Raw genomic sequence first — 26372 nt, forward strand, 5'->3', positions numbered from 1 at the left:
GCTCAACCCTTCAGGTCTTTCGCGTGATGCCGGGCAAGTATGGCCAGCTCCAATCCTATCCTCGCGAACTGCGTTATGCTATGCCAAATTTCAAAACCTATCGTTTCAAAAAATGGAACACGTGGACTGGGACGACCTTCGGATTCTGGTGGCGATCGCCCGCGAGGGAACCATGCGATCGGCCGCCGCGGCGTGCGACCTGAGCGCGCCGACCCTGTCGCGCCGCCTTACGGAGCTCGAACGGCGGCTGGGCGAACCGTTGATCGACCGGGTGCCGTCGGGTTGTACCGTGACGGCGTTCGGCGCCAAGGTGCTGGCCTGGGCGGAGCAGATGGAGGATCTGGCGCACCAGATCGAACGCGCCGCGGACGTGAACGGCGGTGCACCCGCGCATGGCACGGTACGGATCAACGCCGTCGAATGGCCGTCGTACATTCTGCTGAAGCTGCTCGGCTCGTTTCAGGACCGGCTGCCCGGGCTCGCGATCGAAGTGCTGACATCTCGGCGCCCGTACAGCCTTGCGCGGCGTGAGGCGGACATCGCCCTGTGGTCCGAGTGCCCGGAAGAAGGTGACCTGTATGTTCGCCGCATCGGCAGGATCCGCTTCGGGCTGTTCGGCTCGCGTGATTACTATCTCCGCCACAAAGCGGCGATAGTCAAGAAGGAGTGGGACAAGCTGTCGTTCGTCGGCTACGACGACCGTCAACCGGACCATCCGGCGACGCAATGGCTGAAGGCGCTGCCCGGTGCGCCCGCGCCGTCGCTTCGCAGCAGCTACGGCATGGGCGTGTTCGACGGCGTGCTGGGCGGCTCCGGACTCGGCATACTCGCCCAGCTAGCCGGCGACACGACCAGCGATCTCGTCTGCGTGGAGAAGCACATCAAGGCGCTCGATCAGGACGTGTGGATGGTGTTGCATCCGGCTCTGCGCGACAGTGAGCGGATCCGGACCGTGGCGAACCTGATTGCCGAAATCTTCCGCTAACGTCGCCTGACAAACGAAGGCTAGCGTATCGGCCGATTGCGGCTGACCTGCGCGAAGCTGAGCGCGATCGCGCCTCGGGAAGAGGCGCTGCGTGGCTCGAAATCCGCCGCTTGATGGCCGGATCGGGTCAGTAAACCGTAGAGTTCCGGGCGGCGGGCCGTGAGCCATTGCTGCCCCGCACTTGCGTCGATCAGGTCCCTGTCCAGATCGGCGGAAATGAGTGCGTCTCGCGCGCTGCTCTCGGCGAGCACGCGGCCGCATGGATCGACGATCATCCCTGCGCCGCTCGACTGTTCCGGGCCGTCGACGTCCACGCCTTCGCTGAAGACAACGAACATGCCGTTGTCGCCTGCTCGGGCCGGCAGCAAGCGGCGCAACGATTGCTCCATCGAAACCGACCGCGTTCGCCGATCGCCGGTCCGGTTTGCGCCGTCGCTGCGGTGCGGCGCGATCAGCAGCGTCGCGCCCATGAGCGCCGTCATGCGCATGTTCTCGACCAGATAATTGTCACCACCGATGAGGATGCCCACGCGAACGCCCCACACCGTATCGAACACGGTGAACCGGTCGCCGCTGCTGACCCGCCGATGCCCGAACGCGTGCAGCTTGCGATGGCAATGGCGCACGCCACCCGGCAGGCACACCACGTAGCTGTTGAACAACCGCCCATCGCTTGCACGCTCGACGATCCCGACACCGGCGGCCACGCCGGAGCGTTCGACCGCATCGGCCACCGCGCGGATCGACGGTCCGTCGAGTGGCTCGGCAAGCGCGTCGAGTTCGGCGCGATGAAGCTTTGCCGTGCTCCCGCAGCCGCCGATACAACTCTCCGGAAATACCACCAGCCCGATATCTTTATCAACCGCAAGCGCCAGGCAATCCGCAATGCGCGCGACGTTATGCGCCGCGTCGCCGGGACGTGAAACAAGCGACATAGCTGCAACGCGAAGCGATGGAACAGTGGAGGAGAACATCTTCACGACCGGATGAATGGAACGCCACCATTGGACCGCTCCCCCTTCGATAAGTAAAATGAAAAATTCTATGCGTTCAATCACTTCGTGGAATGGAACTCAAACTCCTGCGCGCCTTTCTGACCGTCGCTGAACTCCGCCACTTCGGGCACGCCGCCGAAGCGCTTTATGTCAGCCAGCCCGCTCTGAGCAAGCAGATCGTGGCGTTGGAAGCGAGCCTTGGCGCGCGGCTGTTCGAGCGCGGCCGGCACGGCGCGGAACTGACGATCTTCGGCGAAGCATTTCTCGCCGACGCCGAGGCACTGGTGCGCGACGCGGACAACATCCTTGCGCGTGCGCGCGAAGCAAGCAGCGGCACGCGCGGCTATCTGCGCGTCGGCCTCGGACTTTCGACCCTGACCGAGGCGCCGCAACTGATCGCCCAATTTCGCAAGCTCCATCCGAATGTCAGCGTCACGCTCAACGATCTTTCTTCCGCGGAGCAAACCCGGCGGCTTCTCGCCGGCAAGCTCGACGTCGGGTTCCTGCGCTTGCCCGCCGACGCCGGCCTGTCGACGTTGCCGATACTCGACGAGGCCCTGGCATTGGCGATACCGCAGTACGCGCGCTGGAAACGCGTTCCTTCGAATCTGCAGGAATTGAACGAGCCCGGCTTCATCGCGCTGTCACGCGGACGCGGTCCTGGCCTCGCGGCACAAATCGACCACTGGTGTGGTGAACATGGCTTCGTGCCCAAGGTGATCCAGCAAGCCGACGACATTCAATCGGTTCTCGCCGGCGTGGCGGCGGGCGTCGGCGCGGCATTCCTGCCCTCGCGCGCGCAATACCTGTTACGCGACGCAAGGGTGCTGCCGTTGCGCGATGCCGCCGCCCGCTGGCGTGTCGGACTGGCATGGCAGACCACGCGCGACGATCCCGTGGTGGCGAATTTCGTAGCGTTCGTTCGCGCGGCGAAGAAGTCGCTGCGTGCCGGTTCCACTGCGCCGGCCCAGTAACTAATACGTCGTCCGGCGTGGCGCGCACGGCCGTCAAGGGAAATCCATCATTTTTCAGCGTGAACCCGCAGGTCCGTTCCTCTATCGTTGACCCAACGAAAAGCGCGCTAACGCCGTCGCATTGACGGGAAGCCCGCAAACACAGAGCAGTCACGAGGCTGGCGAGCGGCGAAGCCGCTCCGAACATACGTATGTCGCACACAAAAGAGTAAATTTCACGGATGATGAGACCCGCCGCAAGCGGCTCCGCCACGCCGCCGACCCGCGTCCAGCGGACACCGAAACCGACTTCCCGGTCGTGGACCTCGAGGTCGCATAACCAGTACGGGCAGCTCAGGCTCGCCCGTTTTCAGGAGATACGCCATGTCCCGCACCGTCGCCGAGAAGCGCGCCGCGTTCAAAGCACTGCACACGTCCGGTTGTTTCGTCCTGCCCAATCCGTGGGATGCCGGCAGCGCGCGCTATCTGCATACGCTCGGCTTCCAGGCCCTCGCCACGACCAGTTCCGGCTTTGCCTGGTCCACCGGACACGCCGACAACAGCTTGCCTCGCGACGCGATCCTTGCGCATCTACGTAAGATCGTCGAAGCGACCGACCTGCCCGTCAACGCGGACTTCGAGAACGGCTTCGGCAGCACGCCGAACGAGGTCGCGGAAAGCGTCAGGCTCGCCGTCGAGACCGGCGTGGCCGGCCTGTCGATCGAAGACTCCACCGGCGACGCCGCCGCGCCGCTCTTTCCCATCGAGGTCGCCGTCGAACGGATCAGCGCCGCGCGCCGCGCCATCGACGAAAACGGCGGCGATACGCTGCTGGTCGGCCGGGCGGAGAACTTCTTCGCCGGCTCGCCCGATCTCGACGACGCGATCGCGCGCCTCAAGGCCTATGCCGAGGCCGGCGCCGATTGTCTGTACGCGCCGGGCATTCAGACGCGCGAGCAGATCGAGGCCGTGGTCGCCGCCGTGGCGCCGAAGCCCGTCAATCTGCTGATCGGTTCAACGTCGGCGTTCACGCTGCAGGACGTGGCCGCGCTCGGCGTGCGGCGCATCAGCGTCGGCGGCGCGCTGGCCCGCGCGGCGTGGGGCGGTTTCATGCAGGCGGCGCAGTCGCTCGCCCAAGGCCGCTTCGACGGCTTTGCCGGCGCGGCGCCGGGCTCGCAACTCAATGAGCTGTTCCAGAACCGTGCGTGAGGCTTGAAGAGGTGGCGAGGAGCAAGACCGTCGAGGCGCTGATCGGGCGTCAGACCGGATGTGGCTGCGCCATCGCCATGGTTCGCTGACGCACGTACGCTGTTCACACAGCCATGAGAGACTAATGGCTAGCGTGCGTTGGCCTGCCGACGCCCGCAGTTTGGGCCGTCAGCCATGGAACCTCGTCCTTTCAGAGTGCTTGCCGCACTCCTCGTCTCAAGCGTCGGCTTCTGCCCGCCGGCCTCGCATGCCTACGCGCTCGACGCACAGTTCGACTGCCAGGCGCGGCCCCACGCCTTCATCACGCAACTCATCGACGACAACTACATCGAGTCCAATCCCATGCGGGTCGACACGAACTCCGTCAACGCGTTTCGTCCCGTGCACGGCAGCGACATGACCGTCTTCGGCTTTCGCGTCTACGCCGTGCTCGGCTACGAGCCGGACGACGGCATGTTCAAGAAAGGCCGCGGCCAGGCACTCGCGGGCCCGTTATACGGCGCGGTGCTATCCGCGCCGAGCGAGTCGGTCGAAAAGCGCGTGCGCGCGGCCGGAAGCACCGCCAAGGTGCACTCGGTCATTCCGTTGCTGCTGACCGCGGTGATCTGCACCGATTGACGGAGGGCGGCCGAGCGGCGTGGTGCTATGCTTTTCGCTCCTCATCGCCCACGTCGTCAAGGACTTCACGCCGATGCCCTCATCCGTGCGCAACTCGCTCATCTGGATCTTCGACGCGTTCGAACGCGATCCGACTTACATCAGCAAACGGATGTTCGGCAGCGACGCCGCCTATATCGACGGGCTCTTGTGCCTCATTGCCGCGGATCGCGACAAGCCGTGGAACGGCCTGCTGGTGTGCACGTCGCACGAGCGCCACGCCGCGCTCATCGGTGAAATGCCGGCTTTGCGGCCGCATCCGGTACTCGGCAAATGGCTCTACATACCGCAAGACGATCCCGCGTTTGAAACCGTCGCCGAACAATTGACGGCGCTGGTGCTCGCCCGCGATCCGCGCGTGGGCGTCGAGCCGAAGCCGCGAGCGCGCGGCAAGAAATCCAAGCTGCCGAAAACGTAGCGCTTCACGCCGCTCGACTAGACGAATCACCCGGGAATTTGCGCCTGCGCCCCGGCGTCGATGGTCCAGCCGTAGCCGAGCCGCCCGCAGTCTTTGCGGGAGTAGGTATCAAGTTTTGAAATGTCGTTCGCCCGGCATCGCGCACGGGTGCGAATCAGGGCGAAACCGGACGGATCGCAGCGGCAATATCGCGGCTCACCGTTGCCAGCGCCGCACTGTATGCAGCCACTACCGCATCGAAGCCGGCGCCGGCGCAAGGCTCACGGACCGTGCTTCGTCCGCTTAGCAGCGGTTTTTTCCCTGGCGGGAGTACCGACCACAACACGTCGACCGTCGCAGCGCCGCCGAGCGCCGCATCGAAGCGCTGAACATCCAATTGGACCCGAAAAGCCGACGCCGGATCGCCGCCGATCGCGTAGGTCGATACCAGCGGGCTGTTCAGCAAGCGCGCGAGATCGGCGCGTATCACGCCAGGAATCTGACTTTTCAGCGGATCGGCCCAGCGGGCAAATTCATTGATATCGACCTTGTTGTCGCCGGTACGAACCACGAGTTGTGGCCGGTCGACGAGTTCAGGCACGGTGACCACACCGATCAGCACCGTGACCGGCGTTGCGGGTGGGTTGCTTGCCTGCGGCGCCACCGGGCTCAGCGTATAGAAGTCGGCTTTCGGCGATGAAGCGCAAGCGCACAGCATGCCGGCAAGGAGTGCCACGGCGACGGATAGCGAAAGGCGCTTCATTTTTTATCCTCCAGCTTGCCCCGGATCAGCGCCTCTGGATGGCGTTCGAGATAGTCCGCCAAGGTACGGAAGGCCGCCGCAGTGCGTGCCAGTTCCTTCATCGCGTCGCCGGTGTTTTGCGATAGCGCGGAATCCGGCTGCAGCGCGTTGTTCGCGGAATCGAGCGCGGACTTCGCCGCTGCAAGGGTCTGTGTAGCTTGTGGCGCGACTTCCGAATCGAGCCGCTTGAGCAGCGCATCCGCGTCACGTAGCGTCTGATGCGCGTCCTTGCCGATCGCTTCGAATGGGATCTTGTTCAGCTTGGCGATGAGCGTGGTCACCGAATCCTGCAGCGATTGCAATCCGCCTGCGACAGTCGGCAACGCGGGCGGGTCCGAACTCCAGTCCACCTTCGCTTTGGGTGCGTTCGGGAAGAAATCGAGCGCCACGTAAAGTTGGCCAGTCAACAGGTTGCCGGTACGCAATTGTGCCCGCAGGCCATGATCGACGAGCGCTTGAGCAAGTTTCTGCCGGTCGTTGGTCACCCTGCCGCCGATCGGGCCTGACGCGAAGCGCGATGTGATGCGCTCCGGATACAGCTTGATGTCGACCGGGATGCTGAACTGCTTGGTGACGGGATCAAAGCTTGTATGAATGGCCGCCACTTCGCCTACCACGATGCCGAGAAAATCGACCGGCGCGCCGACGGTCAATCCGCGAACCGATTCCTTGAAATTCAACACGTACCTGTCGATGATCCGGTCATGGCGTTTCATCGCCTCCGCCTTGTCGGAGAACAGATCGAACGTCGTGTTCGCGGCGGCTGGCGGCTCGTCGGCGGTGTCGTCGGGCGACTCGAACGCCAGTCCGCCGATCAGGATCGCCACCAGCGATTGCGTATTGATCTTCACACCGTTCGTATCGAGCGACACGTCGATACCGCTCGCCTGCCAGAAGCGCGTATCGATCTGCACGTACTTGTCGTATGGCGCATTGACGAAGACATGCATCGTCACGCCCTTACCATTGTCGTCGAGCTTGTACGATGTGATCTGCCCGACTTGCAGCCGTCTGAAATAGATCGGCGAGCCGATATCGAGCGAGCCCATATCGGTGCCCTTCAGTACGAATTCACGCCCCGGCACACCGCTCGCGAACACCGGCGGCGACTCGAGCCCGACGTAGCTGCGCCGCGCTTTGGTGGAAGTACCCACGTCCATGCCGATGAACGAACCGGATAGCAAGGTACCGATGCCCGAGACCGTGCCGCCTGAAATCCGTGGACGCACGACCCAGAAGCGCGTGTCGTCCACCAGCAGGCCAGTGGCATCTTTCGAGAGCTCGGCGGTGGCGACCACGCTTCGATGATCGTTCGACAAGGTCACGCTTTTGACCAGGCCAATATCCACATTCTTGAACTTGAGCTTGGTCTTGCCCGCCTCGAGCCCTTCGCCGGTTTCGAAACTGATGGTGACGGTCGGGCCCTGCTCGAGGATCGCCTTGACCGCGAGCCAGCCGCCGATCAGCACGGCGATCAGCGGCACCAGCCACACCACCTGCATGCGCCAGCGCGAGCGCGGCGTCGCCACCGCTTCGGGTAGCTCGGGTGGCCTAGACATGGTGATCCTCCGTCGCGTCCCAGATCAGACGCGGGTCGAACGACATGGCCGCGAACATCGTCAGCACGACCACCGAGCCGAATGCAATCGCGGCCGGTCCCGCCTGGATCGTGGCAAGCGCGTTGAACTGCACGAGCGCAACAAGAATGGTGATGACGTAGATATCGAGCATCGACCAGCGGCCCACCAGTTCAACCAGCCGATAGATGCGGGTGCGCTGCTGCACGAGCGTGACCGAGCGCCGCTGCGTGGAGATCACGAGGTAGACGAGCGCAAGAATCTTGAGCATCGGCACGGCGACGCTGGCGATGAACACCACCAGGGCAAGCGGCCACGAGCCTGAGGTCCAGAGATAGACGACGCCGCTCATGATCGTGTCCTTCTCGGAGCCGAACAGCGAACTCGTGTTCATCACTGGAAGCGCATTGGCGGGGATATACAGCACGACCGCGGCAATCAGGAACGCCCAGGTGCGCGCGATGCTGTTGGGTTTGCGCGCATGCAGATGGGAGCCGCAGCGTGGACAACTTGCGCCGTGCCCGTGTGACGTCGCTTTCACCAGCAGGCCGCAACTGTGACAACTCAGCAGCCCGCAACGCAGGGCCGTATGAGCCGAAGCGGCGGCGGATGCCTCAGTGCGGGAGGCCGTATCGTCGAAGCCGCCCATGCGCTGCCACAGCGCGCGCGGGTCGAACGCGGAGGCAGCGGCCGCGAGCAACAGCATCAACGCGCCGAACGACCACAATGCGACGCCCGGCACGACGCTGGCAATGTGCGCCAGCTTGACCAGCGCCACGAGCATGCCAAGAATCAGCACCTCGGTCATGCCCCATGGCTGCGCCAGATGCATCAGGCGAAACACGAGATCGGCGTGATACGGCGCGCGCTTCAGCCACATCGGCACCAGCAGATACGCCATGCTCGTCATCTGCATCAGGGGCATCAGGAAGGTCGTCGCGAGCACAAGGCCCGCGAGCGGCCACATGCCGTCCTTGTAGAGCACGCGCACCGCGCCGAGCAACGTCGTTTCGACCAGGTCGCCGTTGACGGCCAGCCCGACGATCGGATAAAGGTTGCTGATGACGAACAGCACGATGCAGGTCAGCGTAAAAGCGAGCGCGCGGTCAGTGCTGTCCGGATGCGCGCGATAGAGTTCCGCGTGGCAGCGGCAGCAACGAAGCGTGCCGTTGCCACGCACTTCGGATTCACGCTGCAGCAGATCGCATTCGTGGCAGGCAACCAGGGAAATGGGTTCGGCCGGCGGAGGCGTGACAGTGGGCGCGTTGGTCACCGTGGTCATTTCGGCTGCTCCGTGGCGGCCGGCGCCGGTGCCGGACTTGCCGACTCAGCTGGCGATTGATTGGCGGCCTGCTTGCTCGTCTGCACGCCGGGTCCCTGCCCCATGACTCTGCCCGTCATGGCTTCCGCCTCGACAACCCAGCCGCCACCCATCGCCTTATAAAGACTGATCAGCGAGTTGAATACGAGACCGTTGGTTTGCGTGTAGCTGAGCTGCGCGTTGAACAGACTGCGCTCGGCATCGAGCACCTCGATGTAGCTCGTATAGCCCCCTTCGAAACGCAGCCTGGCGAGCCGCGCATACGTGCGCAACGCATCCACCTGGCGCCCCTGGACCACCAGTTGTTCACGCGACTTCTGCACGGCAATCAGCGCGTCGTCAACTTCCTGGAACGCGGTCTGGATGGCCTGTTGATACTGGAACAACGCCTGTTGCTGCTGCGCTTCCGCCTGACTCACCTGGCCGCTGATGCTGCCTGCGGTAAAGATCGGCACCGTCAGCGAGCCCGCGTACGACCAGATGCGCGCAGGTCCGGTGAAGAGCTTCGAGAATTGCCCGCTGGCGGTGCCGAACAGGCCAGTCAGCGAGATTTGCGGAAAATACAGCGCACGTGCGGCGCCGATCAGGGCATTGGCGGCGATGAGATTCTGCTCGGCTTGCAGCAAATCGGGCCGGCGTTCGAGCAGATCGGACGGCAGACCCGCCGGCACGGCGGGCAGCGTGAGGTCGGTCAGGTCCCGGCCACGCAGAATCGGACCCGGATTGCGCCCGAGCAGGACCGACAAGGCGTCTTCCTGCTGGGCGATCTGTGTTTCGAGCTGCGGAATCGTGGCGAGCGACGCTTCATATTCGGACTGACTCTGCGCGAGTTCCATCTGCGAGACGTCGCCGCCTGAAAAACGCGCCTGGAATACCTTGACGGATCCCGCGCGGCTCTCGGTCGTCGCCGTGGCAATGGCCAGTTGCTGGTCCAGATCGCGCAGATTGATGTAAGCGGTGGCCACCGAAGCGACCAGCGAAAGAATCGTCGCGCGACGGCCCTCCTCGCTCGCCAGCAGGCTCGCGCGCGCCGATTCGGTCTCGCGCCGCACCCGTCCGAACAGATCAATTTCCCAGGCCGCCATCAACGGCGCCTGAAACTGGTTGAAGACCGGACTGACGCCGGCGGGCAGCGTGTTCAAGCCCGCGATGGACGCACGCTGACGCGAGGCGTCGAAGCCCGCGGTGATCTGCGGAAACAGTGCCGAGCGCGTCGTCACGAACTGGCCGAGAAACTGGTCGACGCGGGCGGCGGCGATCTTCACGTCCTTGTTGTCCGCGAGCGCGGCCAGAATCAGATCGTTCAGGACCGGGTCCTTGAACTGCTCCCACCAGGCGGCATTGGCGACCTCAACGGTTTCACCGGCTGCGAAACGATAGTTCGCGGGCGTCGCCACGGTCGGGCGCACGTAGTCTGGGCCGAACAGACAGCCGCTCAGCGCCAGGGCGAGCAGCGACGCGGGGGCTAAACGCAGCGGGAACGCGAGGCCTCGCATGTCAGTCACCCTCACGTTGCGCGGACGGCGTGGTCGTGGGGCCGCCTGAACCCGGCGGCGGCACGACCACTGCTCCGCCGCTCTCGCCCGGCTTGTTCTTCTTGCCACTCTTCTCCGACATCGTCTCGAGCACGTAGAAGAACATCGGGATGAAGAACACGGCGATCACCGTCGCGCCGAGCATGCCGCCGATCACGCCGGTGCCGATCGAGTGCCGGCTGTTGGCCGACGCGCCGAGCGCGACGGCCAGCGGCACGCAACCGAGAATGAACGCGAGCGAGGTCATCACGATCGGCCGCAGGCGCTCGGTGGCCGCCGTGACGGCCGCGTCGTACACCGACTCGCCCGATTCGCGATTGAGCACGGCGAATTCGAAAATCAGAATCGCGTTCTTGGCCGCCAGCGCGACCAGCATCGTCAAGCCGATCTGGAAGTACACGTCGTTTTCAAGGCCACGCAAAAGAATCGCGAGCAACGCACCGAACAAGGCAAACGGCACCGCCATCAACACGCCGAACGGCAGGCTCCACTTCTCGTATTGAGCGGCGAGAATCAGGAACACCATCACGAGACCGAACGCAAACACCAGCCCCGAGGTACTGCCCGCTTGCCGCGCTTCGTACGCCTCACCGCTCCAGCCCACGCCATAACCAGGCGGCATCACCTCTTCGGCCACTTCCTCCAGTGTGCTGATGACTTGCCCGGAGCTGTAGCCAGGCGCGGCGTTAGCTGTGATCTTCACAGCGGGGAAGTTGTTGAAGCGCGTGACCAGATCCGGCCCGGTGACATACTTCGTCGTTATCACCGCCTTGAGCGGCACCATGCTGTTCGTCTTGCTGCGCACGTACAACTGGCTCAGATCCATCGGCGTCAAACGGTATGCAGGTTCGGCCTGCAAGATGACCTGCCACAGCCGACTCGAACGGTTGAACTGCGAGACGTAGAGCGAGCCGAACATCGTCTGCATCGCGCTATACACCTCTTCGATTGGCACGCCGAGCGTTTCGGATTTATCCCGGTCCACGTCGGCCAGCAACTGCTGTGAGGACGCGTTGAACGTGGACGTGACACGCGACAGCTCCGGCCGCTTCTTCGCCTTCGCGACGAAATCGTCCACCACGCCGGCCAGCTGCGTGGTGGTCGCGTCGCCCTTGCTCTGAATCCACATCTCGGTGCCGCCCGTCGTGCCAAGCCCCGGAATCGACGGTGGATTGACCGGCAGGATGATCCCCTCCTTGATCTTCGAGAGATTCTCATAGGCGTCGATCAACACGGCACGAGCATTCTGGGTCTTGATGTTGGCGAACTTGTAGCGCTCGTCGAAACCCTTGAAGCCGATGAAAAAGGTGCTGGCGTTGTTCTTGTTCTGGCTGTCGAGCAGGCTATAGCCGTCGACGATCGTCACGCTGCTCACCGCCGGCTGCTTCATGAAGTAATCGGTGACGTGTCGCGACACGTCACCGGTGCGATCGAGACTCGCCGCGTCCGGCATGATGATCGCGCCGAGCAGATAGCCCTGGTCCTCTGGCGGCAGGAATGAGGTCGGAATCGAGCGCATCATTACCACCGCCAGCGCGATCATGCCGACGAACAGCAATAGCGCGATCGCGAAGCGCTTGATCACCAGCTTGACGACGGAGGTGTAGTGATCCGTCATCTTCGCGAAGTTTCTGTCGAACCACCTGAAGAAGCCTTTCTTTTCATGGTGGCCCGGCTTGAGCAGCAGCGCCGCCAGCGCCGGCGACAGCGTCAATGCAACCAGCCCCGAGAGCACCACCGAGATCGCAATGGTGATCGCGAACTGCTTGTACAACTGCCCCGTGATGCCAGCGAGGAACGCCACCGGCACGAACACCGCGCACAGCACCAGCACGATCGCCACCACCGGGCCCGCCACTTCGTCCATGGCGCGCTTGGCGGCCTCCTTCGGACTGAGCTTGTGCACGCTCATGTTCCGCTCGACGTTCTCGATCACGACGATCGCGTCGTCCACCACGATGCCGATTGCGAGCACCATGCCGAACAGCGTCAGCATATTGATCGAGAAGCCGAGCGCGAGCATCCCCGCAAAGGTGCCCATGATCGACACCGGCACCGCGATCACCGGAATCAGCGTCGCACGCAGGCTTTGCAGGAACACGAACACCACGATCACGACGAGGACGAGGGCTTCGAAAAACGTGTGCACGACGTCCGAAATGGACGCCCGCGTAAACTCCGTCGTGTCCATCGCGATGCTGTATTCGAGGCCTTCCGGAAAGCTCTTCTGCATCTCCGCAAGCGTCGCGCGCACCTGCTTCGACACGTCGAGCGCATTGGCGCCCGGCTGCTGGTACACCGCGATAACGGTGGCCGGCTTGCCCTGGTAGCGGCTGCGAATCGAATAGTCTTTCTGACCCAGCGCGGCGCGGCCGATGTCCTTGAGCCGCACGATGGCGGCGTCGCCGCTCGCCGCCCGGATGATGATGTTGTCGAAGTCTGCGGGTTCGTTCAGACGGCCTGTCGTGGTCACAGCGAACGACTGCTCGACCGGCGCGCCGGTCGGCGACTGCCCGAGACGGCCCACGGCGAATTGCTGGTTCTGGTTGGCGACCGCTTTCTGTACGTCGCCCGCCGTGATGCCGAGCTGCGCCATGCGGTCGGGCTTCAGCCAGATCCGCATCGCGTAGTCCGGCGTGCCGAAGATAGCCGACTGATTCGCGCCGGGTATGCGCTTGAGCGCGTCGAGCACGTAAATGTTCGCGTAGTTGGCGATGTAGGTCGCGTCGTAGCGTTCGCTCGGCGAATAGATCGAGATCACCATCATGAACGCCGACGACTTCTTCTGCACCTGAATGCCTTGCGACTGCACCGAAGTCGGCAATTGCGGCAGCGCGAGATTCACGCGGTTCTGCACATCCACCTGCGCGAGTTCCGGATTGGTGCCGATCTGGAAGAACGCGTTGATCGTCAGGTTGCCGGTCGATGAACTCGACGAGTTCATGTAGATCATGTTGTCGGCGCCGTTCACCTGCTGCTCGATCGGTGCGGCCACGTTGTTGGCCACCACGTCGGCACTGGCGCCGGGGTAGGTGGCGGAGATCGTGATCTGCGGCGGCGTGACGTCCGGATACTGTGCGATCGGCAAATTCAGCATGGCCACCGCGCCGCCGAGCGTGATGACAATCGAAAGCACCGACGCGAAGATCGGCCGGTCGATGCAGTAATGGGAGAGGTTCATCTCGCGGTCCCTTTACTGCGCGGCAGTGGTGGCAGTCGCGGCGGGCGGGGACTCCTTCGAACTGCTTTTACCGCCGGCCGGCGCGTTGAGCGCAGCGGGCGCGGCCGGCGCCGCGACGATTTTCAGCGGCACGTCGGCGGCCACGCGGATCGCGCCGTCGACCACCACACGTTCGCCCGGCTGCAGTCCCTGGGTGATGAACCAGTCGTCGCCATGCCACTCGCCCACTTCCACGACGCGCTGATGCGCCTTCGAGTCGTTGTCGACGACCCACACGAAGTGGCTCTTCGCGCCCTGCAGGACCGAGCGTTGCGGCACCAGAATCGCATTCGGGCGGGACGCGCCGGACACGCGCGCCTTCACGAACTGACCGGGGCGCAACGTGCCCTGCGCATTGGCAAACGACGCGCGCACGAGAAAGGTACCGGTCTCCGTGCTGAAGGCCGGATTCATGAAGTTGATATGGCCGTGGTTCGGAAACTCGCTGCCGTCCGCCATGATCAAGGTCACTTCGAAATCGTTATTGGCGGGAAAACGCAGGTGGCCTTTTTCGACCTCATCGCGGTACCTCAATAACTCGTTTTCTGAAATGCTGAAGTTGACCCACATCGGATCGAGTTGATAAATGTAGGTCAGCAGACCTGATGCAGAAGCGGTCACGAAGCTGCCGTCCTGTTGCCTGGCGAAGCTCGACAAGCCGTTGAGCGGCGACTTGATGGTCGTGTAGCTGAGATTGAGCTGCGCCGTCTGCACCTGGCCTTGTGCGGCGATCACCGCGGCGGCCGCCTGCTTCTCGTTGCCGGTCGCGTCGTCGAGATCCTTCTGGCTCAGTGCGTTTTGCGCGGCCAGCGGAATCACGCGCGCGAGATTCGCCTTCGCGACGGTCAGCCGCGCCTGCTGCTGCGCGAGTTGGCCTTTGGCGGTTTGCAGCGCGGCGTCGAAGGGCTTCGAGTCCATCAGAAACAGCGTCTGCCCCGTGTGAACCATTTGCCCTTCGGTATAGAGCCGCTTGTCGAGAAAGCCGTCTACACGCGCGCGAATTTCGACTTCGCGCGAACTCTGCGTTTGCGCGGTGAATTCGAAATCGACCGGCGTGTCGGCTTGCTTGACCGGCATCACGGTGACCTCGATCGGGCCGGCTGTCGGCAGCGTCGGCGCCTTATGGCACGCAGTGAGGCACAAGGCGAGCGCGGCCAGTACCAGACAGGCGCGGGTCGACCGGACGCGTGACGGGGAGATCGAGAGGCTGGCAGATTTCATGGGATTACCTGTTACGGCTACGAGGCAGTGCAGGCGCCGAACAGCACGAGCGTGTCTTCGTGATTGACGAGCGTGACCGTCATCGTGCCTTGCGCCTTGTCGAGTGCGATCGTCCACGCGTAACCCATCTCGGTGCCTTGCATCAGGATCTGATCGGGCCCGCTGTCCATGAAGCGGATCACCGTGGTGCGTTCCGGTCCGACCACGGTTTTCTTCGCGAAGTCGATACGGAGAAACTGCGGCGCGCCGAGCATGGCGGGCAATGCGCGCAGACAGAGTTCGCCGGCATCGCAGTCGTGGGCATCGATGGTCGCGCACAGCAGCGGCTTGCTGCCGTCGACCGGTGCGGCCGAGGCCGACAGGACCGTCAAGCCGAACCCGCTCGTCAGCGCCGCAACCGCAAGCGCGAGACGTATGCCTTTCCTGTTCATGGAAATTCCTCTCCCGCTGCCCGCGAGTTTTACTGGACCGTGTAGCCGCGACCCGTCATGCACGCCGCTACTGCGCGGTTGTAGGTGGCCAACGCCTGTTGGGTTTGCTGCTGGTTCGCCTGGGTTTGCTCGGCGGCATTCTGCTGGCTGCGCCTCGCGCGCATGCCACCGGCCGCCGTGCCGGTAATCGCGCCGATGGCCGCGCCCTTACCCGCGTCGCCGGCCACCGCGCCGACCGCGGCGCCGAGTGCCGCGCCGCCCGCCGCGCCCTTCAGGCGCTGGCCCTGCGGCTGCGGCGCGCCGGGCTGGTTGGCGCCCTGTTGCGCCAGCGCGACCGGATCGATACCGGTCGTCTGCGTCGCCCATTGCCGACACTGACCGGTATCGTTCTGCTGCTGACTGGCGCTTTGGCCTTTGGCCGGATAGACGATGGGCTGCTGTGCGGATACGGAACACGCCAGCGCCAGCGCAAGCACACCTGTCAACCGCCGCATGTTCCGTAGCATGGTGGAAGTCCCGTTCGATTGTCAGGCCGGTAGGCCGCCGACTCATCCACGCATGCGAACGGCAGCGAGTCGGAGGCTGCCGGCGTCGACCTTTTCGGCTGAATCAATTATTGGATTTCGCTTCGTTCGATAGCAATTGGCCTTTGGTCCCATAGCGCCGCCTTGCACGGCGCGGGCCGATGCGATCGATTCAGGCGGGCGGGACGCCTTCAAGTGCGGCGCGCACGGTCCTGACAAACAGTTCGTCATTGAACGGCTTACGCAGATAAGCGACCGCGCCGCCTGCGAGCGCATGCTCTCGCACGCCGATCTCGTCGTGCGCGGTGATGAAGATGACCGGGATGCCTCTGCCCGACAGACGCTGCTGGACTTCAAGTCCATTGAGCCCCGGCATCTGCACGTCCAGAATCACGCAGTCCGGCTGATAGGACGGCAGCGACGCGAGGACGTCGAGAAACGCATCGCCGCTCGCGAAGGTTTCGGAGGCGATCCCGATGGAGCGCAGCAATCGCTTGATTGCCCGGCTCACCGATTCATCGTCATCGACGACGACAACGAATGGTTTGAGTTTTCCCATTGAGGTAGTCCGGTGTCCGGGAGCGCACAGGTGACGCACTCCCCCACATCACAGCCTATGAGGCCGAGAGGTTCCGGTATAGTGGACCTTGGTCCCGTGAGGACGGGTGCGAAGCGCGATGAGCGCGCGAGGCGCGCCCGGATCGACACGGACCCGGGTGGCCATACGCCTCTGACGGGCTGAACTTGCCTCAGCCTGTCGCGTGGATTGCGCCGGCGTCGCCGACGCCGACCTTGTCCGCGATGCGGACCAGTTGAGCCAGCGACGTGACTTCCATCTTCGCCATCACGCGCGCGCGGTGAGCCTTGATGGTTTTCTCGACCGTGCCGAGTTCGCCGGCCACCTGTTTGTTCAGGCGGCCCGTCACCACGAGCGCCATGACCTCGCGCTCACGGGGCGTGAGCTTATCCAGACGCACACGGATCGCGTCCAGTTCGCAGCGCATCGCATAGGTTTGCTCGACGCGTTCGAAAGCCGCCTTGATCGCGCGCAACAGATCGACATCGTTCACGGGTTTCGCGAGGAAATCGGTTGCGCCGGCTTTCATCGCGCCCACGGTCATTGCAATATCGCCGTGGCCTGTGATGAAAATGATCGGCAGCTCGGCCTTGAGCTCGCGCTGCAAGGCCAGACCGTCGAGATCGGGCAGTTGCACATCGAGCACAAGACACGCCGGCGAGGTCGTCGCGCGCAGCCGCTCGAGAAACGCACGGGCAGTGGCGAACGCTTCGACACGATAGCCCGCGGAGTGGATCAGGCGCGCTAAAGCGCGGCGCACGGAATCATCGTCGTCGACAACGAAGACAAGCAAATCAGAATCAGTCATGGCCTTTTATCGCGACTCATCCTCTTCCATTGCATCGCCGGCCGGCAATGCCACGTAGAAAGTCGCGCCTCGATCGTCGTTGTTTTCGGCCCATAGTCGCCCGCGATGCATGTCGATGATGGAACGGCTAATCGACAAGCCCAACCCGAGCCCTTGGGGTTTGGATGTAAAGAACGGCTTAAAGATCTTGTCCAGCTTATCGGCGGTCAAACCATGGCCGCGATCGCGAACCGCGGCCAACACCATGCCGTTGTCCACCGATTTGAGCGTGACCGACACTGCCCGGTCCACGGGCGGCACGTCGGCCATCGCATCGAACGCGTTCAGCAACAGATTGAGCATCACCTGCTGTAGTTGAACCCTGTCTCCACGCACCAGCGGCAACGCGGTGTCGATATCGAGCGTCACGCGCGTGCCGCGCACGATCGCGTCGCTATGGACGAGCGCCACCACATCGCGCACGACGGCCGCGAGATCCAGCGGAATGACGTCGAGATCGCCTTTCTTGACCACGGCGCGAATGCGGCGGATCACTTCGCTTGCCCGGTAATCGTCCTGAACGATATCGTTCAGAATCTCACGCAGTTCCGCCAGATCGATCGGATCAGCCGTCATGAATCGCTGGGCAGCCTGCACATTGCTGAGAATCGCGGTGAGCGGCTGGTTCAACTCGTGAGCGAGCGACGACGCGAGTTGTCCCATGGTCGATACCCGCGTGAGATGCGCGAGGTCCTCTCGCTGACGGCGCAATTCGTAGCGGTCGGTCTTGTCGATCACGAAGGCGAGCGTGACGTTCGCGCCGTCAAAGTGAAATGGATTCAATTCGATCTCGACACGCAACTCGGTGCCGTCCTTGCGGCGTGCGCAGAGGTCGTCCAAGGGCACGCGCCCGCGCGATTGCGGTATCACGAACGGCTCGGCCCAAAGCCCGGCATTGCTCTGGAAACCCAGTCCATGAACCAGTAGTTCGACAGGCTTGCCGATCAGTTCCTCGCGCTCGTAACCGAATAGGTGGTGGGCCTGCGGGTTAACCATCGTCATCATGCCGCGCTCGTCAAGCATCAGAATTCCGACCGGCAACAAGGTCAACGCCTCACGAAAATAATGCTCGCCGCTCACAGGAGCGACAGCATCGACTGTGCGCGTATGGTCCACGCATGGTTGCGGGTGCACGGTTCTCGCGGATGTCATGTTGCGCAGCCGCTCGGTAAAGCGGCGCCGCACGCGTGACGCGGATTGAGTGCTGTCCGGCGCATTGGAAAAATCGGCGGAATTGCGGTGATGTTCGCGGCTTGCGTGCCGCGACTGACGAGGCTTTACTGGCGATTCGCTTAAATCCGCGTTGTTCGCCATGGCCACAAGAGATTGCGGTGCCGCACATCCATCAATCGTCGCGCATTCGAGATTATTGGCGCGGATAGTTGGCGGTTTAAGCCTGGCTAGGCATAGCGATATGGCACGCCGGAAAGTACGCATCAGCAACCACAGAATGATCGCACTTTGTAGAACGACGATAGCAGGCATGACGATACTCATGACCGAACTGCCTCTTTAGAGAGTCGGTACCGCGAGATTGGCGGCCAAAAGTTCGTGCTGGACGACGACGTGAGGATACGCCTCTGGACCAGGAAGCCTGTTATTGATGGCCGGCCTCGAAAAACCGGCTTATGGTCCCATCAGACCGTTAACGAATTAACGAAGACACATTTGGAGGGCGTCTTCGGGCCAAATGACCTGGGCCGGCAATTGTTACGATTGACAAGAAGTTCCGACCAGTAAAATTTATCCTAGTATGGAAACAGGAGCATGTAAACAAAAATAAAGCATTTTGTTGGCACCTATTTCGTGCAGGTTGCCGAATAGGACTAAAGTCCAATTGTCCGTGTTCCGCATTGACAATACGTTGGATAACTTAATAATTTTCGTTTAATAAATGTGACTACTCCGACCCGCATAACCGCCTCGGTATCAACTGATTTTCGACACCCCCAAGGCTGTTTCCGGTACATCCGTCATCCGATGGTGGAATGCTCATGGTGAAGTCACGTGAAGCGGAAAACCCCAACGCCAACGCGGGCTGGGGAAAATTCGACCAGATCGTCATGGTTCCGCAAGGCGGCGGCGCGCTCGGCGCGTATCAGGCGGGCGTGTACGCCTACAATCGGTCGATTCCATGCGTCCGCTCCTGAATTTCATGAGCGCGGCATCGAGCGTGACTTTCGGCGTGCCAGGCTTTTTCAGCCCACGCATGCAGGGGCTGTTTGCCGCGCCGCAGACCGGCGTCGGAACGCTCAGTCTTTACGGCGTTCGGCGAACTTCAAGGATTATGAATTCTCACGCGCAACCGTCATGGAGTTGTGGGATTTTGGATATCACGACGCCCAGAAGTCGCTTGCCGATCCGCAATGGCGGGAAGCCAAGGATCTGGGCCATGGCGTACACGTTTACGATCTGACGGACGCGGCCGGTTGACCTTGCGCGCCGCACGCGCACGGACTTACCGCTTCCGTGTCAATTACAGCCCTGATTGTTGGCGGTGCGGTAGCAGGTCTTGCCACTCGGACTCTTATATACGCCCTTACCGTTCTTGGTCTTTGCTTCACCCCCTTTGCTTGTCGTGGTCGTGGCGACGCCGTTCGCATTTCTTTGCGACTTCCATGCATTGCCGGTGTTCGGGTTATAGCCTCCGGCCGCCTGCCCGTTGTTGCATTCGGTCATACCCCGCGCGTTAGTGACGCATTCCGCGAATACGCTGGAAGACAGCGCGATGCCTAACAGCATGAGCAGCACTTTCATGAACGTCTCCCAAAGGCAGCAAGTGTCGACACGGCCGTGCCCGCGACGTTCTTCAGATTAGCCCCATCCACGCTCGTACGCATTGGACCTTGGTCCTATTGTAGGAAGCGGCATTCCTGTCGCTTCATGGAGCCGTGCCAATGTGCCCGCGTTCGCTCTACTTGTGCACCGTCGCTCCCCTAGCACCTCGCCTGCCTTATCGGGTCGTTCATGGAATTGGCCTTCGCCGCCGTGCAGCCGCGCTCGATCCGATCGCGCCGCCGAAACCGGTCTGCACAGCCTGATGTTTACCCGTGGTTCGGCGTCGTTCTGCTGGTTGCCGTTTCGGTGACTTCGGCTCACGCGCAGGAGATGGAGCCGCGCGCCTATTCCGCCGTGCCGGTCGGCACCAATTTCGCGGTGTTCGACTATGCGCGCTCGAGTGGCGATGTTTCTTTCGATCCGTCACTGCCGATCACGAACGTACAGGCCCGCATCAACATCTTTTCGCTCGGCTACTCGCACAGCTTCGGCGTCGCCGGGCATACCGCGACCGCGGCCTTGTCGGTTCCCTACGCGAACGCCAATGTGACGGGCGACGTCGCGCGCGTCGCCCAGCATCAGTACCGTTCAGGAATGGGCGATTTGCGCTTCAGGTTCGCGATGAACATACTAGGCGACCCCGCCCTCTCACCGGAAGAATTCGTGCGGCGCACACCCAGCACGATTCTTGGTGTCAGCCTGACCGTGTTGGCACCGACCGGGCAATACGTACCGGCGCGTTTGATCAATATCGGGGCCAACCGCTGGTCCTTCAAGCCGGAAGTCGGGCTGTCGCAGCCGATCGGCAACTGGTTCATTGACGGCGCGGCAGGCGTCTGGTTCTTCACCGACAATACCGATTTCTTCCGCGGACATCGGCGTAGCCAGAATCCGATGCCGACCTTCCAGTTGCACGGCGGCTACACCTGGCGCCCCGGGTGGTGGCTAGCCGCGGATGTCACGTACTTCACGGGTGGACGGACGAGCGTGAACGGCGTCGAGGATCAGGACGTCCAGATCAGTGTGCGATATGGCCTCACGCTGTCGGTGCCGCTCACGAAGACATGGTCCGCCAAACTGGCATGGTCGCGCGGGCTGGAGACACGTGTCGGCGGCAATTTTCAGACTGTCTCGGTCGCGCTTCAATATAGGTGGTTCAATCGCTGATCGACGCCGGGCTATGCGAGCCGCGCGGTGAATATGCAGCAGCGGCCGTTTAATGGGCCGTATTCAATGCCCAAGAATGTCGAGCGCCGCGCGCATCGGGGCGAACGAAAGTTTGACGATGCCGCCGAGCGGCGTATTCATTTCCATGATCAGGAAGATCGCCCCGGATGTGGATAGCGCGCACATCACGAGCGCTGTCATGGTCGTGCCATTACGCGGCGCGAACAGACCGAACGTGCCGAAAAGAATCGCCAGCCACGACACGAGAATGACGAGCAGCGGCAGCGGAATCGTGCCGGCTTGCTGAAGCAATGCGAGCCAGCGCGTCGCCAGCACGTCGTCGACCAGTAGCAGCGCCCGCGCCTTCAATTCACGCTGCGCGTCATCGCGCGGCGTGAGCCCTTCAACCCGGCGCTGGAAGTCCTCTCCGCGCGCGACTGCTTCGGGGCTGCTCAGTCTGGCGATTTGCGAGGGATCGCCGGAGGACATGGTCGCCATGGACGCTTCGGTCGTGCGTTTCAGCGCACCGCGGATTTCCTGCGTTTCCGGACCATAGTGAGCGAGCACGCGGTCGAGGCGAACGATCTCGGCCGCGCTATGCAAAAGCTCGTTATTCATGGTGTCGAACGAGCCTTTTGCCGACGAGATCAGCAGGCCGAGCACCAGGGCGGCCATGGTGGCGACAAGCCCGGTCGCGAGTTTCACTACGCCGGTCGATTCATCGGTGAGGTGATGTTGCGGCAGAATCAGGCGCAGATACGAACCGAGCAACGCACTGCCGACAACGCAAACGAAGACGATCAACGCGTCGAAGATATGGTTCACCGCCCTGTCCTCCGGCTTCGATGATGTACGTTGCGCTTCGACATCTTGCTCGCCGCACTGCAGCGTGCAATTGGACCAAGGTCCAATTGCCCTCTCGCCGATGCCATCTTATGGTTAGAGTTGACCTGCCGTGGGGCAAACGACCCTGCCGCACTACGTTGCTTGCGGGCCGGCGATCTGACTCGCCGTTCCTCGCCGCGCTCGCACTGAGCCCGTGCTGTCATTCCGCCTCGCGCGGTGAGGTGCACCATGTCCAACCTGAAACTGCCCAGCCGTGTGTTGACGCTGGTGCTTGTGTTATCAACGATACACGCCGGCCGCGCGGCCACACTGGACCCGGGTTGGCCGCGTGAAATCGTGCGCGACGATGCAACGCTGACCTACTATCAGCCGCAGATTGACGAATGGAAAGACTTCAGGGAACTCACCGGCCGGATGGCGGTGAGCGTGACACCGCGCGGCGGCAAGCCGCAAGTTGGCGTGGTCACGATAGAGGCGCACACCGATGTGGATATCGACACCCGCAACGCGCGCTTGAGCAATCCGCGCATCACAGGCACCTCTTTCCCCGGCGCGGACGAGGCGACGGCCCAAAAGCTCGATCAGGTGGTGCGAAAGTTTCTCAATCCGCAGGCGTCGCTGACCTTGTCGATGGACCGGCTCGCGGCCAGCCTCGATAAGAAACAGACTGCGCCGGTCGCGGCGATCAAAAGCGATCCGCCGGTGATCTTCGTGAGCTTCGGCCCCGGACTGCTGCTGTTCGTCGACGGCGATCCGGTGCTTGCGCCGATCAAGGATTCGGATATGACGTTCGTGGTCAACGCGAGTTGGCCGCTGTTCGTCGACAATGCCAGCCACCAATACTATTTGTTTACTGGCAATGGATGGCTCGTGTCGACGGATATGAAGACCGGCTGGGCGGAAATCAAAACGCTGCCCAGCAAGATGACGAAAGTGTCCGCCGACCCTACCTGGGCCGACCTGAAACCGTTTATCCCAGCGCCGGCGAAACGGGCCGGCAAGCCCCCGGCGGTGTTCTACAGCAACACGCCCGCCGAGTTGATCAGCTTCGACGGCCAACCGGTCTATGCCACGATCCCAGGCACGGGGCTCGTTTACGCGAAGAACACCGATAGCGATGTATTCGTCTACACACCGACGAAGACTTATTACTATCTGACCGCGGGGCGTTGGTTTTCATCGCCCGCGCCGGGTGGTCCGTGGACTTACGCGACGGACAAGCTGCCCGCCGATTTCGCCGGCATTCCACGCAATAGCCCCGCCGCGCGCGTGCTCGCGTCCGTGCCGGGCACGCCCGAGGCCAACGACGCGGTGCTGCTCGCGCAGATTCCGACCACCGTCGAGGTCGATCCGGCCGCGGCGGCGGCGCAGGTCAAAGTGGCCTACAGCGGCGAGCCGCAATTCGCGCCGATCGAAGGCACGCAGCTCGCGTATGCGACCAACACGCCCGACAAGATCATCAAGGTACAGAACCACTACTATCTTTGCTCACGCGGCGTATGGTTCGATTCGCCGGCGCCGGGCGGTCCGTGGACCACCAGCACTTCCGTCCCGCCAGTGATCTATACGATTCCGCCGGCCTCGCCTGTTTATAACGTGACGTATGTGACGCAACAGGTGGTGCCGGGTGGCGCCGTACAGGCGAGCTATACCGCAGGCTATCTCGGCATGTTCATCGCGGGCGCCGCCATCGGTGCGATCGTCGCGCAAGGCAACGGCTACTACTATCCGCCTTATGTGCGGGTCGGTTACGGGCCGTACCCGGTCTACTATCCGCGACCCGCGCCGTATGGGTATCCGGTCTATAACCCGTACACAGGCGCGAGCGGCGTACGTGGCAGCGTCTATGGCCCGGCCGGCAGCGCGCATTGGGGCGCGTCGTACAACCCCAATACGGGCACCTACGCGCGCGGCGCGACGGCTTCCGGACGATACGGCAGCGCGAGCGTTGGTCAGGCTTACAACCCGTACACGGGCGCCTATGGCGCAACCCGTCAGGGATCGAATGCTTACGGACAATGGGGCAGTTCGGTCGTGACGAAGGGCAATCAATGGGCCGCGACCCAACACACCACCACCGCGAATGGTTCGGTCGGGCGTTATCAGAATTCAGCGGGCGGCAAAGCGGTGGCCGGCAGCACGGCGAACGGCAGAGCCGTCGCGGGCAAGACCGCCAACGGCGATCTCTATGCGGGACGCGACGGCAACGTCTACAAGAACACCGGCGGCAGCTGGCAGAAATACGACAACGGCTCATGGAACACGGTGAACAAGCCGACGACGCAATCCGTATCGCCAAAGCCATCCTCCACGCAGACGCAGCGAACGACCGCCGCGGCTAACACCGGTGCAACGCAACAGAACGCACAAAAGACTCAGCCGACACGCGCCACGAACTCGCAATCGGCTAACGCAGCCGCGGCGCCCAGGAATGGACAGAACGCTCAGCAGCCGCGCCCGGTCGCGACGCAGCCCAACACGACGCGAGCGCCGCAACAGGCCATGCAGTCGAGCCAGCCACCGCGCTCCCCTCAGGCACAGGCCGCGGCGAGACCCGTCGCGCAGACACAACCCACTTCTGGCGGCGCTGGCCGGACCGGCAATGCGCAGCCCTCATCCAACGATCTGAATCAACAGATGCAGAACCGTCAGCGAGGCGCCGCTCAAACCCAACGCTATGCTCAATCCGGCGGCTCAGGCGGGGCGGCCGGCAATGGCATCGGCGCAAGAGGCGGCGGCTTGCGCCGCTAACGACAACGCCCGACATAGCCGCACACGACGGCCAACCAGGAGCGGCAATGACATTCGGGCGGCGGCGTGATCGCACCGGACGCTTGCGCGTTGGCAGCATGGCGCTGCTCCTTTGTCTGCTCATACTCGACGTGTTCGTCGTGCCGTTCGCCCTCGCGCCGAATAGCTTCCTGGTGCGAATCGCGCGAGACGTCTTGCTGTCGCTGATTCTGCTCAGTGGGATCGCGGCCGTGTCGGATAACCGCAGGCAATGCGTGACGGTCTCGGCGGCCGCCGGCGCGGCCATCATGATTCGCAGCACCGCGTGGCTTCTCCCACTGGACAGGATCTCCGGCCTGCTTGACGTCACGGCGCTTCTGTCGCTAGCCATTCTTGGCGCGGTGGTCGGCATCAAGGTATTCGGTACGGGTCGCGCAACGTTCGACCGCATCCTCGGTGCGGTGGCGTTGTACATCCTGATCGGCGTGGTGTGGGCGGAGGCTTATCAACTCGTCAATAGCCACATACCGGCTGCTTATGCGGGCATGACGCATGAGAGCGCGCCACACAATCGCGCCACCTGGCTCTACTTCAGCTTCGTCACGCTGACGACAGTCGGTTATGGCGACATCACGCCGGTCACTCACATTGCAAGATCGCTCGCGATTCTCGAGGCGCTGATCGGCCAGCTTTATCCCGCCATCGTGCTAGCACGGCTCGTGTCGCTGCACGTCGCCGCCGACGACCGCGGCAGAGATGCGTCTTAAACCATCGCCGCCAAGTGTCGTTTGTCCGCGCGCTATTGGACCAAGGTCCAATTGTCTTTAGGTCTCGCCAACACCACTATTTATTTCAACCGACGTGAACGGTCAACAAGATCGGCCGCCCGATCACACAGCGTATTCGAGCCGCGAACAATCCGACGCGCGAGCCGCGTTTTTAGCGTGACGTCACTTCCCTGAATGGAGCACGAACATGTTCAAGTACCTTCGGCTTGCCCTCGCTATTCCCATGCTGCTAGTCGCGGTTTCCTGTTCGACGCAACAGCAGGCAGGCGCGGCGCCTGGAACCGACCCGGACCTCGAAGCGAAGGCACGCGCGTCGCTACAACAACTGGCCACCAGTGCACCGCGGACGCAACAGCTTCAGAAAGCGGCCAAAGCCGTGCTCGTGTTCCCCGATATTCTGAAAGTCGGATTCATTGCCGGAGCGCAAGGCGGCAAGGGTGTGATGTTCGCGCCTGACGGCACGGTGATGGGGTACTACACAGCGCGCGCGGTCTCTTACGGGCTGCAGGCCGGCGGCCAGACGTTCTCGGAAGCCATGTTCCTGATGACCGACTCGGCCATCAGTTACCTCAATTCCACCGATGGATGGTCGATCGGCATGGGCCCTAGTGTGGTCGTCGTGGACGAGGGGATGGGCAAGTCCATGACCACCACCACGCTCAAGGACGACGTCTACGCGTTCATCTACGGACAGCAGGGATTGATGGCGGGGCTGGGCGTGCAAGGCCAGAAGATCACTAAATACACGCCTTGATCTTCAAGTGTCGCTTCGCCTGCGCAAGGTGAACATTGCGCAGGCGAAGCGTCGTCGT

Annotated in this window: 25 protein-coding genes; 11 read left to right on the forward strand and 14 right to left on the reverse strand. The window is 62.8% G+C overall.

Annotated features, from left to right (window positions below):
* Window positions 1–148: 148 nt before the first annotated feature.
* Window positions 149–985 carry a LysR family transcriptional regulator gene (locus PQR42_RS07090; protein ID WP_408493596.1) on the forward strand — a complete coding sequence of 279 codons (837 nt, stop codon included), beginning with the start codon at window positions 149–151 and terminating at the stop codon, window positions 983–985.
* 20 nt (window positions 986–1005) lie between these two features.
* On the opposite strand, the gene PQR42_RS07095 is transcribed toward PQR42_RS07090, so the two are convergent.
* Window positions 1006–1920 carry a nitrilase-related carbon-nitrogen hydrolase gene (locus tag PQR42_RS07095; RefSeq protein ID WP_408383305.1) on the reverse strand — a complete coding sequence of 305 codons (915 nt, stop codon included), beginning with the start codon at window positions 1918–1920 and terminating at the stop codon, window positions 1006–1008.
* A 131-nt stretch (window positions 1921–2051) separates the two neighbouring features.
* Here PQR42_RS07095 and PQR42_RS07100 point away from each other — a divergent pair, with 131 nt between their 5' ends.
* From PQR42_RS07100 to PQR42_RS07115, 4 genes are all read left to right on the forward strand, one after another.
* The gene (locus PQR42_RS07100; RefSeq protein ID WP_408204548.1) at window positions 2052–2954 is read left to right on the forward strand and encodes a LysR family transcriptional regulator; all 903 of its coding nucleotides are present in this window, start codon (window positions 2052–2054) and stop codon (window positions 2952–2954) included.
* A gap of 363 nt (window positions 2955–3317) precedes the next feature.
* Window positions 3318–4142: an isocitrate lyase/PEP mutase family protein gene (locus PQR42_RS07105; RefSeq protein WP_408383304.1), complete on the forward strand. Its 825-nt coding sequence runs from the start codon at window positions 3318–3320 to the stop codon at window positions 4140–4142.
* A 174-nt stretch (window positions 4143–4316) separates the two neighbouring features.
* Entirely contained in the window at window positions 4317–4760 is a 444-nt protein-coding gene (locus PQR42_RS07110) for a hypothetical protein (RefSeq protein ID WP_408383302.1), read from the forward strand.
* A 73-nt stretch (window positions 4761–4833) separates the two neighbouring features.
* Window positions 4834–5217: a hypothetical protein gene (locus tag PQR42_RS07115; RefSeq protein WP_408383300.1), complete on the forward strand. Its 384-nt coding sequence runs from the start codon at window positions 4834–4836 to the stop codon at window positions 5215–5217.
* A 154-nt stretch (window positions 5218–5371) separates the two neighbouring features.
* Here PQR42_RS07115 and PQR42_RS07120 read toward each other — a convergent pair whose 3' ends face one another.
* From PQR42_RS07120 to PQR42_RS07170, 11 genes are all read right to left on the reverse strand, one after another.
* Complete coding sequence (locus PQR42_RS07120; protein ID WP_408383298.1) at window positions 5372–5959, reverse strand: PqiC family protein; 588 nt, start codon at window positions 5957–5959, stop codon at window positions 5372–5374.
* Complete coding sequence (locus tag PQR42_RS07125; RefSeq protein WP_408383296.1) at window positions 5956–7557, reverse strand: PqiB family protein; 1602 nt, start codon at window positions 7555–7557, stop codon at window positions 5956–5958. Before PQR42_RS07125 ends, PQR42_RS07120 begins: the two co-directional genes overlap by 4 nt.
* Entirely contained in the window at window positions 7550–8857 is a 1308-nt protein-coding gene (locus PQR42_RS07130; RefSeq protein ID WP_408383294.1) for a paraquat-inducible protein A, read from the reverse strand. Before PQR42_RS07130 ends, PQR42_RS07125 begins: the two co-directional genes overlap by 8 nt.
* Window positions 8854–10392 (reverse strand): efflux transporter outer membrane subunit, encoded by a 1539-nt coding sequence (locus PQR42_RS07135; protein ID WP_408383292.1) that lies wholly within the window; start codon window positions 10390–10392, stop codon window positions 8854–8856. Before PQR42_RS07135 ends, PQR42_RS07130 begins: the two co-directional genes overlap by 4 nt.
* 1 nt (window position 10393) lies before the next feature.
* Window positions 10394–13612: an efflux RND transporter permease subunit gene (locus PQR42_RS07140; RefSeq protein ID WP_408204542.1), complete on the reverse strand. Its 3219-nt coding sequence runs from the start codon at window positions 13610–13612 to the stop codon at window positions 10394–10396.
* 12 nt (window positions 13613–13624) lie between these two features.
* Window positions 13625–14872: an efflux RND transporter periplasmic adaptor subunit gene (locus PQR42_RS07145; RefSeq protein WP_408204541.1), complete on the reverse strand. Its 1248-nt coding sequence runs from the start codon at window positions 14870–14872 to the stop codon at window positions 13625–13627.
* A gap of 17 nt (window positions 14873–14889) precedes the next feature.
* Window positions 14890–15303 (reverse strand): hypothetical protein, encoded by a 414-nt coding sequence (locus PQR42_RS07150; RefSeq protein WP_408204540.1) that lies wholly within the window; start codon window positions 15301–15303, stop codon window positions 14890–14892.
* Window positions 15304–15332: 29 nt separating this feature from the next.
* On the reverse strand, window positions 15333–15809 hold the full coding sequence (locus PQR42_RS07155; RefSeq protein WP_408204539.1) for a glycine zipper family protein: 477 nt from the start codon (window positions 15807–15809) through the stop codon (window positions 15333–15335).
* Between the two features lie 190 nt (window positions 15810–15999).
* Window positions 16000–16386, reverse strand: a complete 387-nt coding sequence (locus tag PQR42_RS07160; protein WP_408204538.1) for a response regulator transcription factor — start codon at window positions 16384–16386, stop codon at window positions 16000–16002.
* A gap of 190 nt (window positions 16387–16576) precedes the next feature.
* Window positions 16577–17212, reverse strand: a complete 636-nt coding sequence (locus tag PQR42_RS07165) for a response regulator transcription factor (RefSeq protein ID WP_408204537.1) — start codon at window positions 17210–17212, stop codon at window positions 16577–16579.
* A 6-nt stretch (window positions 17213–17218) separates the two neighbouring features.
* Window positions 17219–18748, reverse strand: coding sequence for a PAS domain-containing sensor histidine kinase (locus PQR42_RS07170; protein ID WP_408493597.1), 1530 nt, complete (start codon window positions 18746–18748; stop codon window positions 17219–17221).
* 497 nt (window positions 18749–19245) lie between these two features.
* Between PQR42_RS07170 and PQR42_RS07175 the strand changes: the two genes are divergently transcribed.
* Both PQR42_RS07175 and PQR42_RS07180 read left to right on the forward strand, forming a co-directional pair.
* Entirely contained in the window at window positions 19246–19401 is a 156-nt protein-coding gene (locus PQR42_RS07175; RefSeq protein ID WP_408383698.1) for a hypothetical protein, read from the forward strand.
* A gap of 16 nt (window positions 19402–19417) precedes the next feature.
* The gene (locus tag PQR42_RS07180) at window positions 19418–19684 is read left to right on the forward strand and encodes a DUF3734 domain-containing protein (RefSeq protein ID WP_408493614.1); all 267 of its coding nucleotides are present in this window, start codon (window positions 19418–19420) and stop codon (window positions 19682–19684) included.
* A gap of 39 nt (window positions 19685–19723) precedes the next feature.
* Here PQR42_RS07180 and PQR42_RS07185 read toward each other — a convergent pair whose 3' ends face one another.
* On the reverse strand, window positions 19724–20008 hold the full coding sequence (locus PQR42_RS07185) for a hypothetical protein (RefSeq protein WP_408204535.1): 285 nt from the start codon (window positions 20006–20008) through the stop codon (window positions 19724–19726).
* A gap of 210 nt (window positions 20009–20218) precedes the next feature.
* On the opposite strand from PQR42_RS07185, the gene PQR42_RS07190 reads away from it, so the two are divergent.
* Window positions 20219–21196 carry a transporter gene (locus PQR42_RS07190; protein WP_408383288.1) on the forward strand — a complete coding sequence of 326 codons (978 nt, stop codon included), beginning with the start codon at window positions 20219–20221 and terminating at the stop codon, window positions 21194–21196.
* A 63-nt stretch (window positions 21197–21259) separates the two neighbouring features.
* On the opposite strand, the gene PQR42_RS07195 is transcribed toward PQR42_RS07190, so the two are convergent.
* Entirely contained in the window at window positions 21260–22021 is a 762-nt protein-coding gene (locus PQR42_RS07195; RefSeq protein ID WP_408383286.1) for a bestrophin-like domain, read from the reverse strand.
* 249 nt (window positions 22022–22270) lie between these two features.
* Here PQR42_RS07195 and PQR42_RS07200 point away from each other — a divergent pair, with 249 nt between their 5' ends.
* The 3 genes from PQR42_RS07200 (at window position 22271) to PQR42_RS07210 (ending at window position 26314) form a co-directional block, all read left to right on the forward strand.
* The gene (locus PQR42_RS07200) at window positions 22271–24793 is read left to right on the forward strand and encodes a hypothetical protein (RefSeq protein ID WP_408383284.1); all 2523 of its coding nucleotides are present in this window, start codon (window positions 22271–22273) and stop codon (window positions 24791–24793) included.
* 47 nt (window positions 24794–24840) lie between these two features.
* Window positions 24841–25539 (forward strand): potassium channel family protein, encoded by a 699-nt coding sequence (locus tag PQR42_RS07205; protein ID WP_408383282.1) that lies wholly within the window; start codon window positions 24841–24843, stop codon window positions 25537–25539.
* Window positions 25540–25747: 208 nt separating this feature from the next.
* Entirely contained in the window at window positions 25748–26314 is a 567-nt protein-coding gene (locus tag PQR42_RS07210; RefSeq protein WP_408383280.1) for a lipid-binding SYLF domain-containing protein, read from the forward strand.
* The last annotated feature ends 58 nt before the right edge of the window (window positions 26315–26372 follow it).

Source organism: Paraburkholderia sediminicola (assembly GCF_046027355.1).
Lineage (GTDB): Bacteria > Pseudomonadota > Gammaproteobacteria > Burkholderiales > Burkholderiaceae > Paraburkholderia > Paraburkholderia sediminicola_B.

What these genes read in the sequence shown, in the direction of transcription:
- PQR42_RS07095 (WP_408383305.1), bottom strand. Translation starts at nt 1,920, where the DNA reads ATGTCGCTTGTTTCACGTCCCGGCGACGCGGCGCATAACGTCGCGCGC.
- PQR42_RS07100 (WP_408204548.1), top strand. Translation starts at nt 2,052, where the DNA reads ATGGAACTCAAACTCCTGCGCGCCTTTCTGACCGTCGCTGAACTCCGC.
- PQR42_RS07105 (WP_408383304.1), top strand. Translation starts at nt 3,318, where the DNA reads ATGTCCCGCACCGTCGCCGAGAAGCGCGCCGCGTTCAAAGCACTGCAC.
- PQR42_RS07110 (WP_408383302.1), top strand. Translation starts at nt 4,317, where the DNA reads ATGGAACCTCGTCCTTTCAGAGTGCTTGCCGCACTCCTCGTCTCAAGC.
- PQR42_RS07115 (WP_408383300.1), top strand. Translation starts at nt 4,834, where the DNA reads ATGCCCTCATCCGTGCGCAACTCGCTCATCTGGATCTTCGACGCGTTC.
- PQR42_RS07120 (WP_408383298.1), bottom strand. Translation starts at nt 5,959, where the DNA reads ATGAAGCGCCTTTCGCTATCCGTCGCCGTGGCACTCCTTGCCGGCATG.
- PQR42_RS07125 (WP_408383296.1), bottom strand. Translation starts at nt 7,557, where the DNA reads ATGTCTAGGCCACCCGAGCTACCCGAAGCGGTGGCGACGCCGCGCTCG.
- PQR42_RS07130 (WP_408383294.1), bottom strand. Translation starts at nt 8,857, where the DNA reads ATGACCACGGTGACCAACGCGCCCACTGTCACGCCTCCGCCGGCCGAA.
- PQR42_RS07135 (WP_408383292.1), bottom strand. Translation starts at nt 10,392, where the DNA reads ATGCGAGGCCTCGCGTTCCCGCTGCGTTTAGCCCCCGCGTCGCTGCTC.
- PQR42_RS07140 (WP_408204542.1), bottom strand. Translation starts at nt 13,612, where the DNA reads ATGAACCTCTCCCATTACTGCATCGACCGGCCGATCTTCGCGTCGGTG.
- PQR42_RS07145 (WP_408204541.1), bottom strand. Translation starts at nt 14,872, where the DNA reads ATGAAATCTGCCAGCCTCTCGATCTCCCCGTCACGCGTCCGGTCGACC.
- PQR42_RS07150 (WP_408204540.1), bottom strand. Translation starts at nt 15,303, where the DNA reads ATGAACAGGAAAGGCATACGTCTCGCGCTTGCGGTTGCGGCGCTGACG.
- PQR42_RS07155 (WP_408204539.1), bottom strand. Translation starts at nt 15,809, where the DNA reads ATGCTACGGAACATGCGGCGGTTGACAGGTGTGCTTGCGCTGGCGCTG.
- PQR42_RS07160 (WP_408204538.1), bottom strand. Translation starts at nt 16,386, where the DNA reads ATGGGAAAACTCAAACCATTCGTTGTCGTCGTCGATGACGATGAATCG.
- PQR42_RS07165 (WP_408204537.1), bottom strand. Translation starts at nt 17,212, where the DNA reads ATGACTGATTCTGATTTGCTTGTCTTCGTTGTCGACGACGATGATTCC.
- PQR42_RS07170 (WP_408493597.1), bottom strand. Translation starts at nt 18,748, where the DNA reads ATGAGTATCGTCATGCCTGCTATCGTCGTTCTACAAAGTGCGATCATT.
- PQR42_RS07175 (WP_408383698.1), top strand. Translation starts at nt 19,246, where the DNA reads ATGGTGAAGTCACGTGAAGCGGAAAACCCCAACGCCAACGCGGGCTGG.
- PQR42_RS07185 (WP_408204535.1), bottom strand. Translation starts at nt 20,008, where the DNA reads ATGAAAGTGCTGCTCATGCTGTTAGGCATCGCGCTGTCTTCCAGCGTA.
- PQR42_RS07190 (WP_408383288.1), top strand. Translation starts at nt 20,219, where the DNA reads ATGGAATTGGCCTTCGCCGCCGTGCAGCCGCGCTCGATCCGATCGCGC.
- PQR42_RS07200 (WP_408383284.1), top strand. Translation starts at nt 22,271, where the DNA reads ATGTCCAACCTGAAACTGCCCAGCCGTGTGTTGACGCTGGTGCTTGTG.
- PQR42_RS07205 (WP_408383282.1), top strand. Translation starts at nt 24,841, where the DNA reads ATGACATTCGGGCGGCGGCGTGATCGCACCGGACGCTTGCGCGTTGGC.
- PQR42_RS07210 (WP_408383280.1), top strand. Translation starts at nt 25,748, where the DNA reads ATGTTCAAGTACCTTCGGCTTGCCCTCGCTATTCCCATGCTGCTAGTC.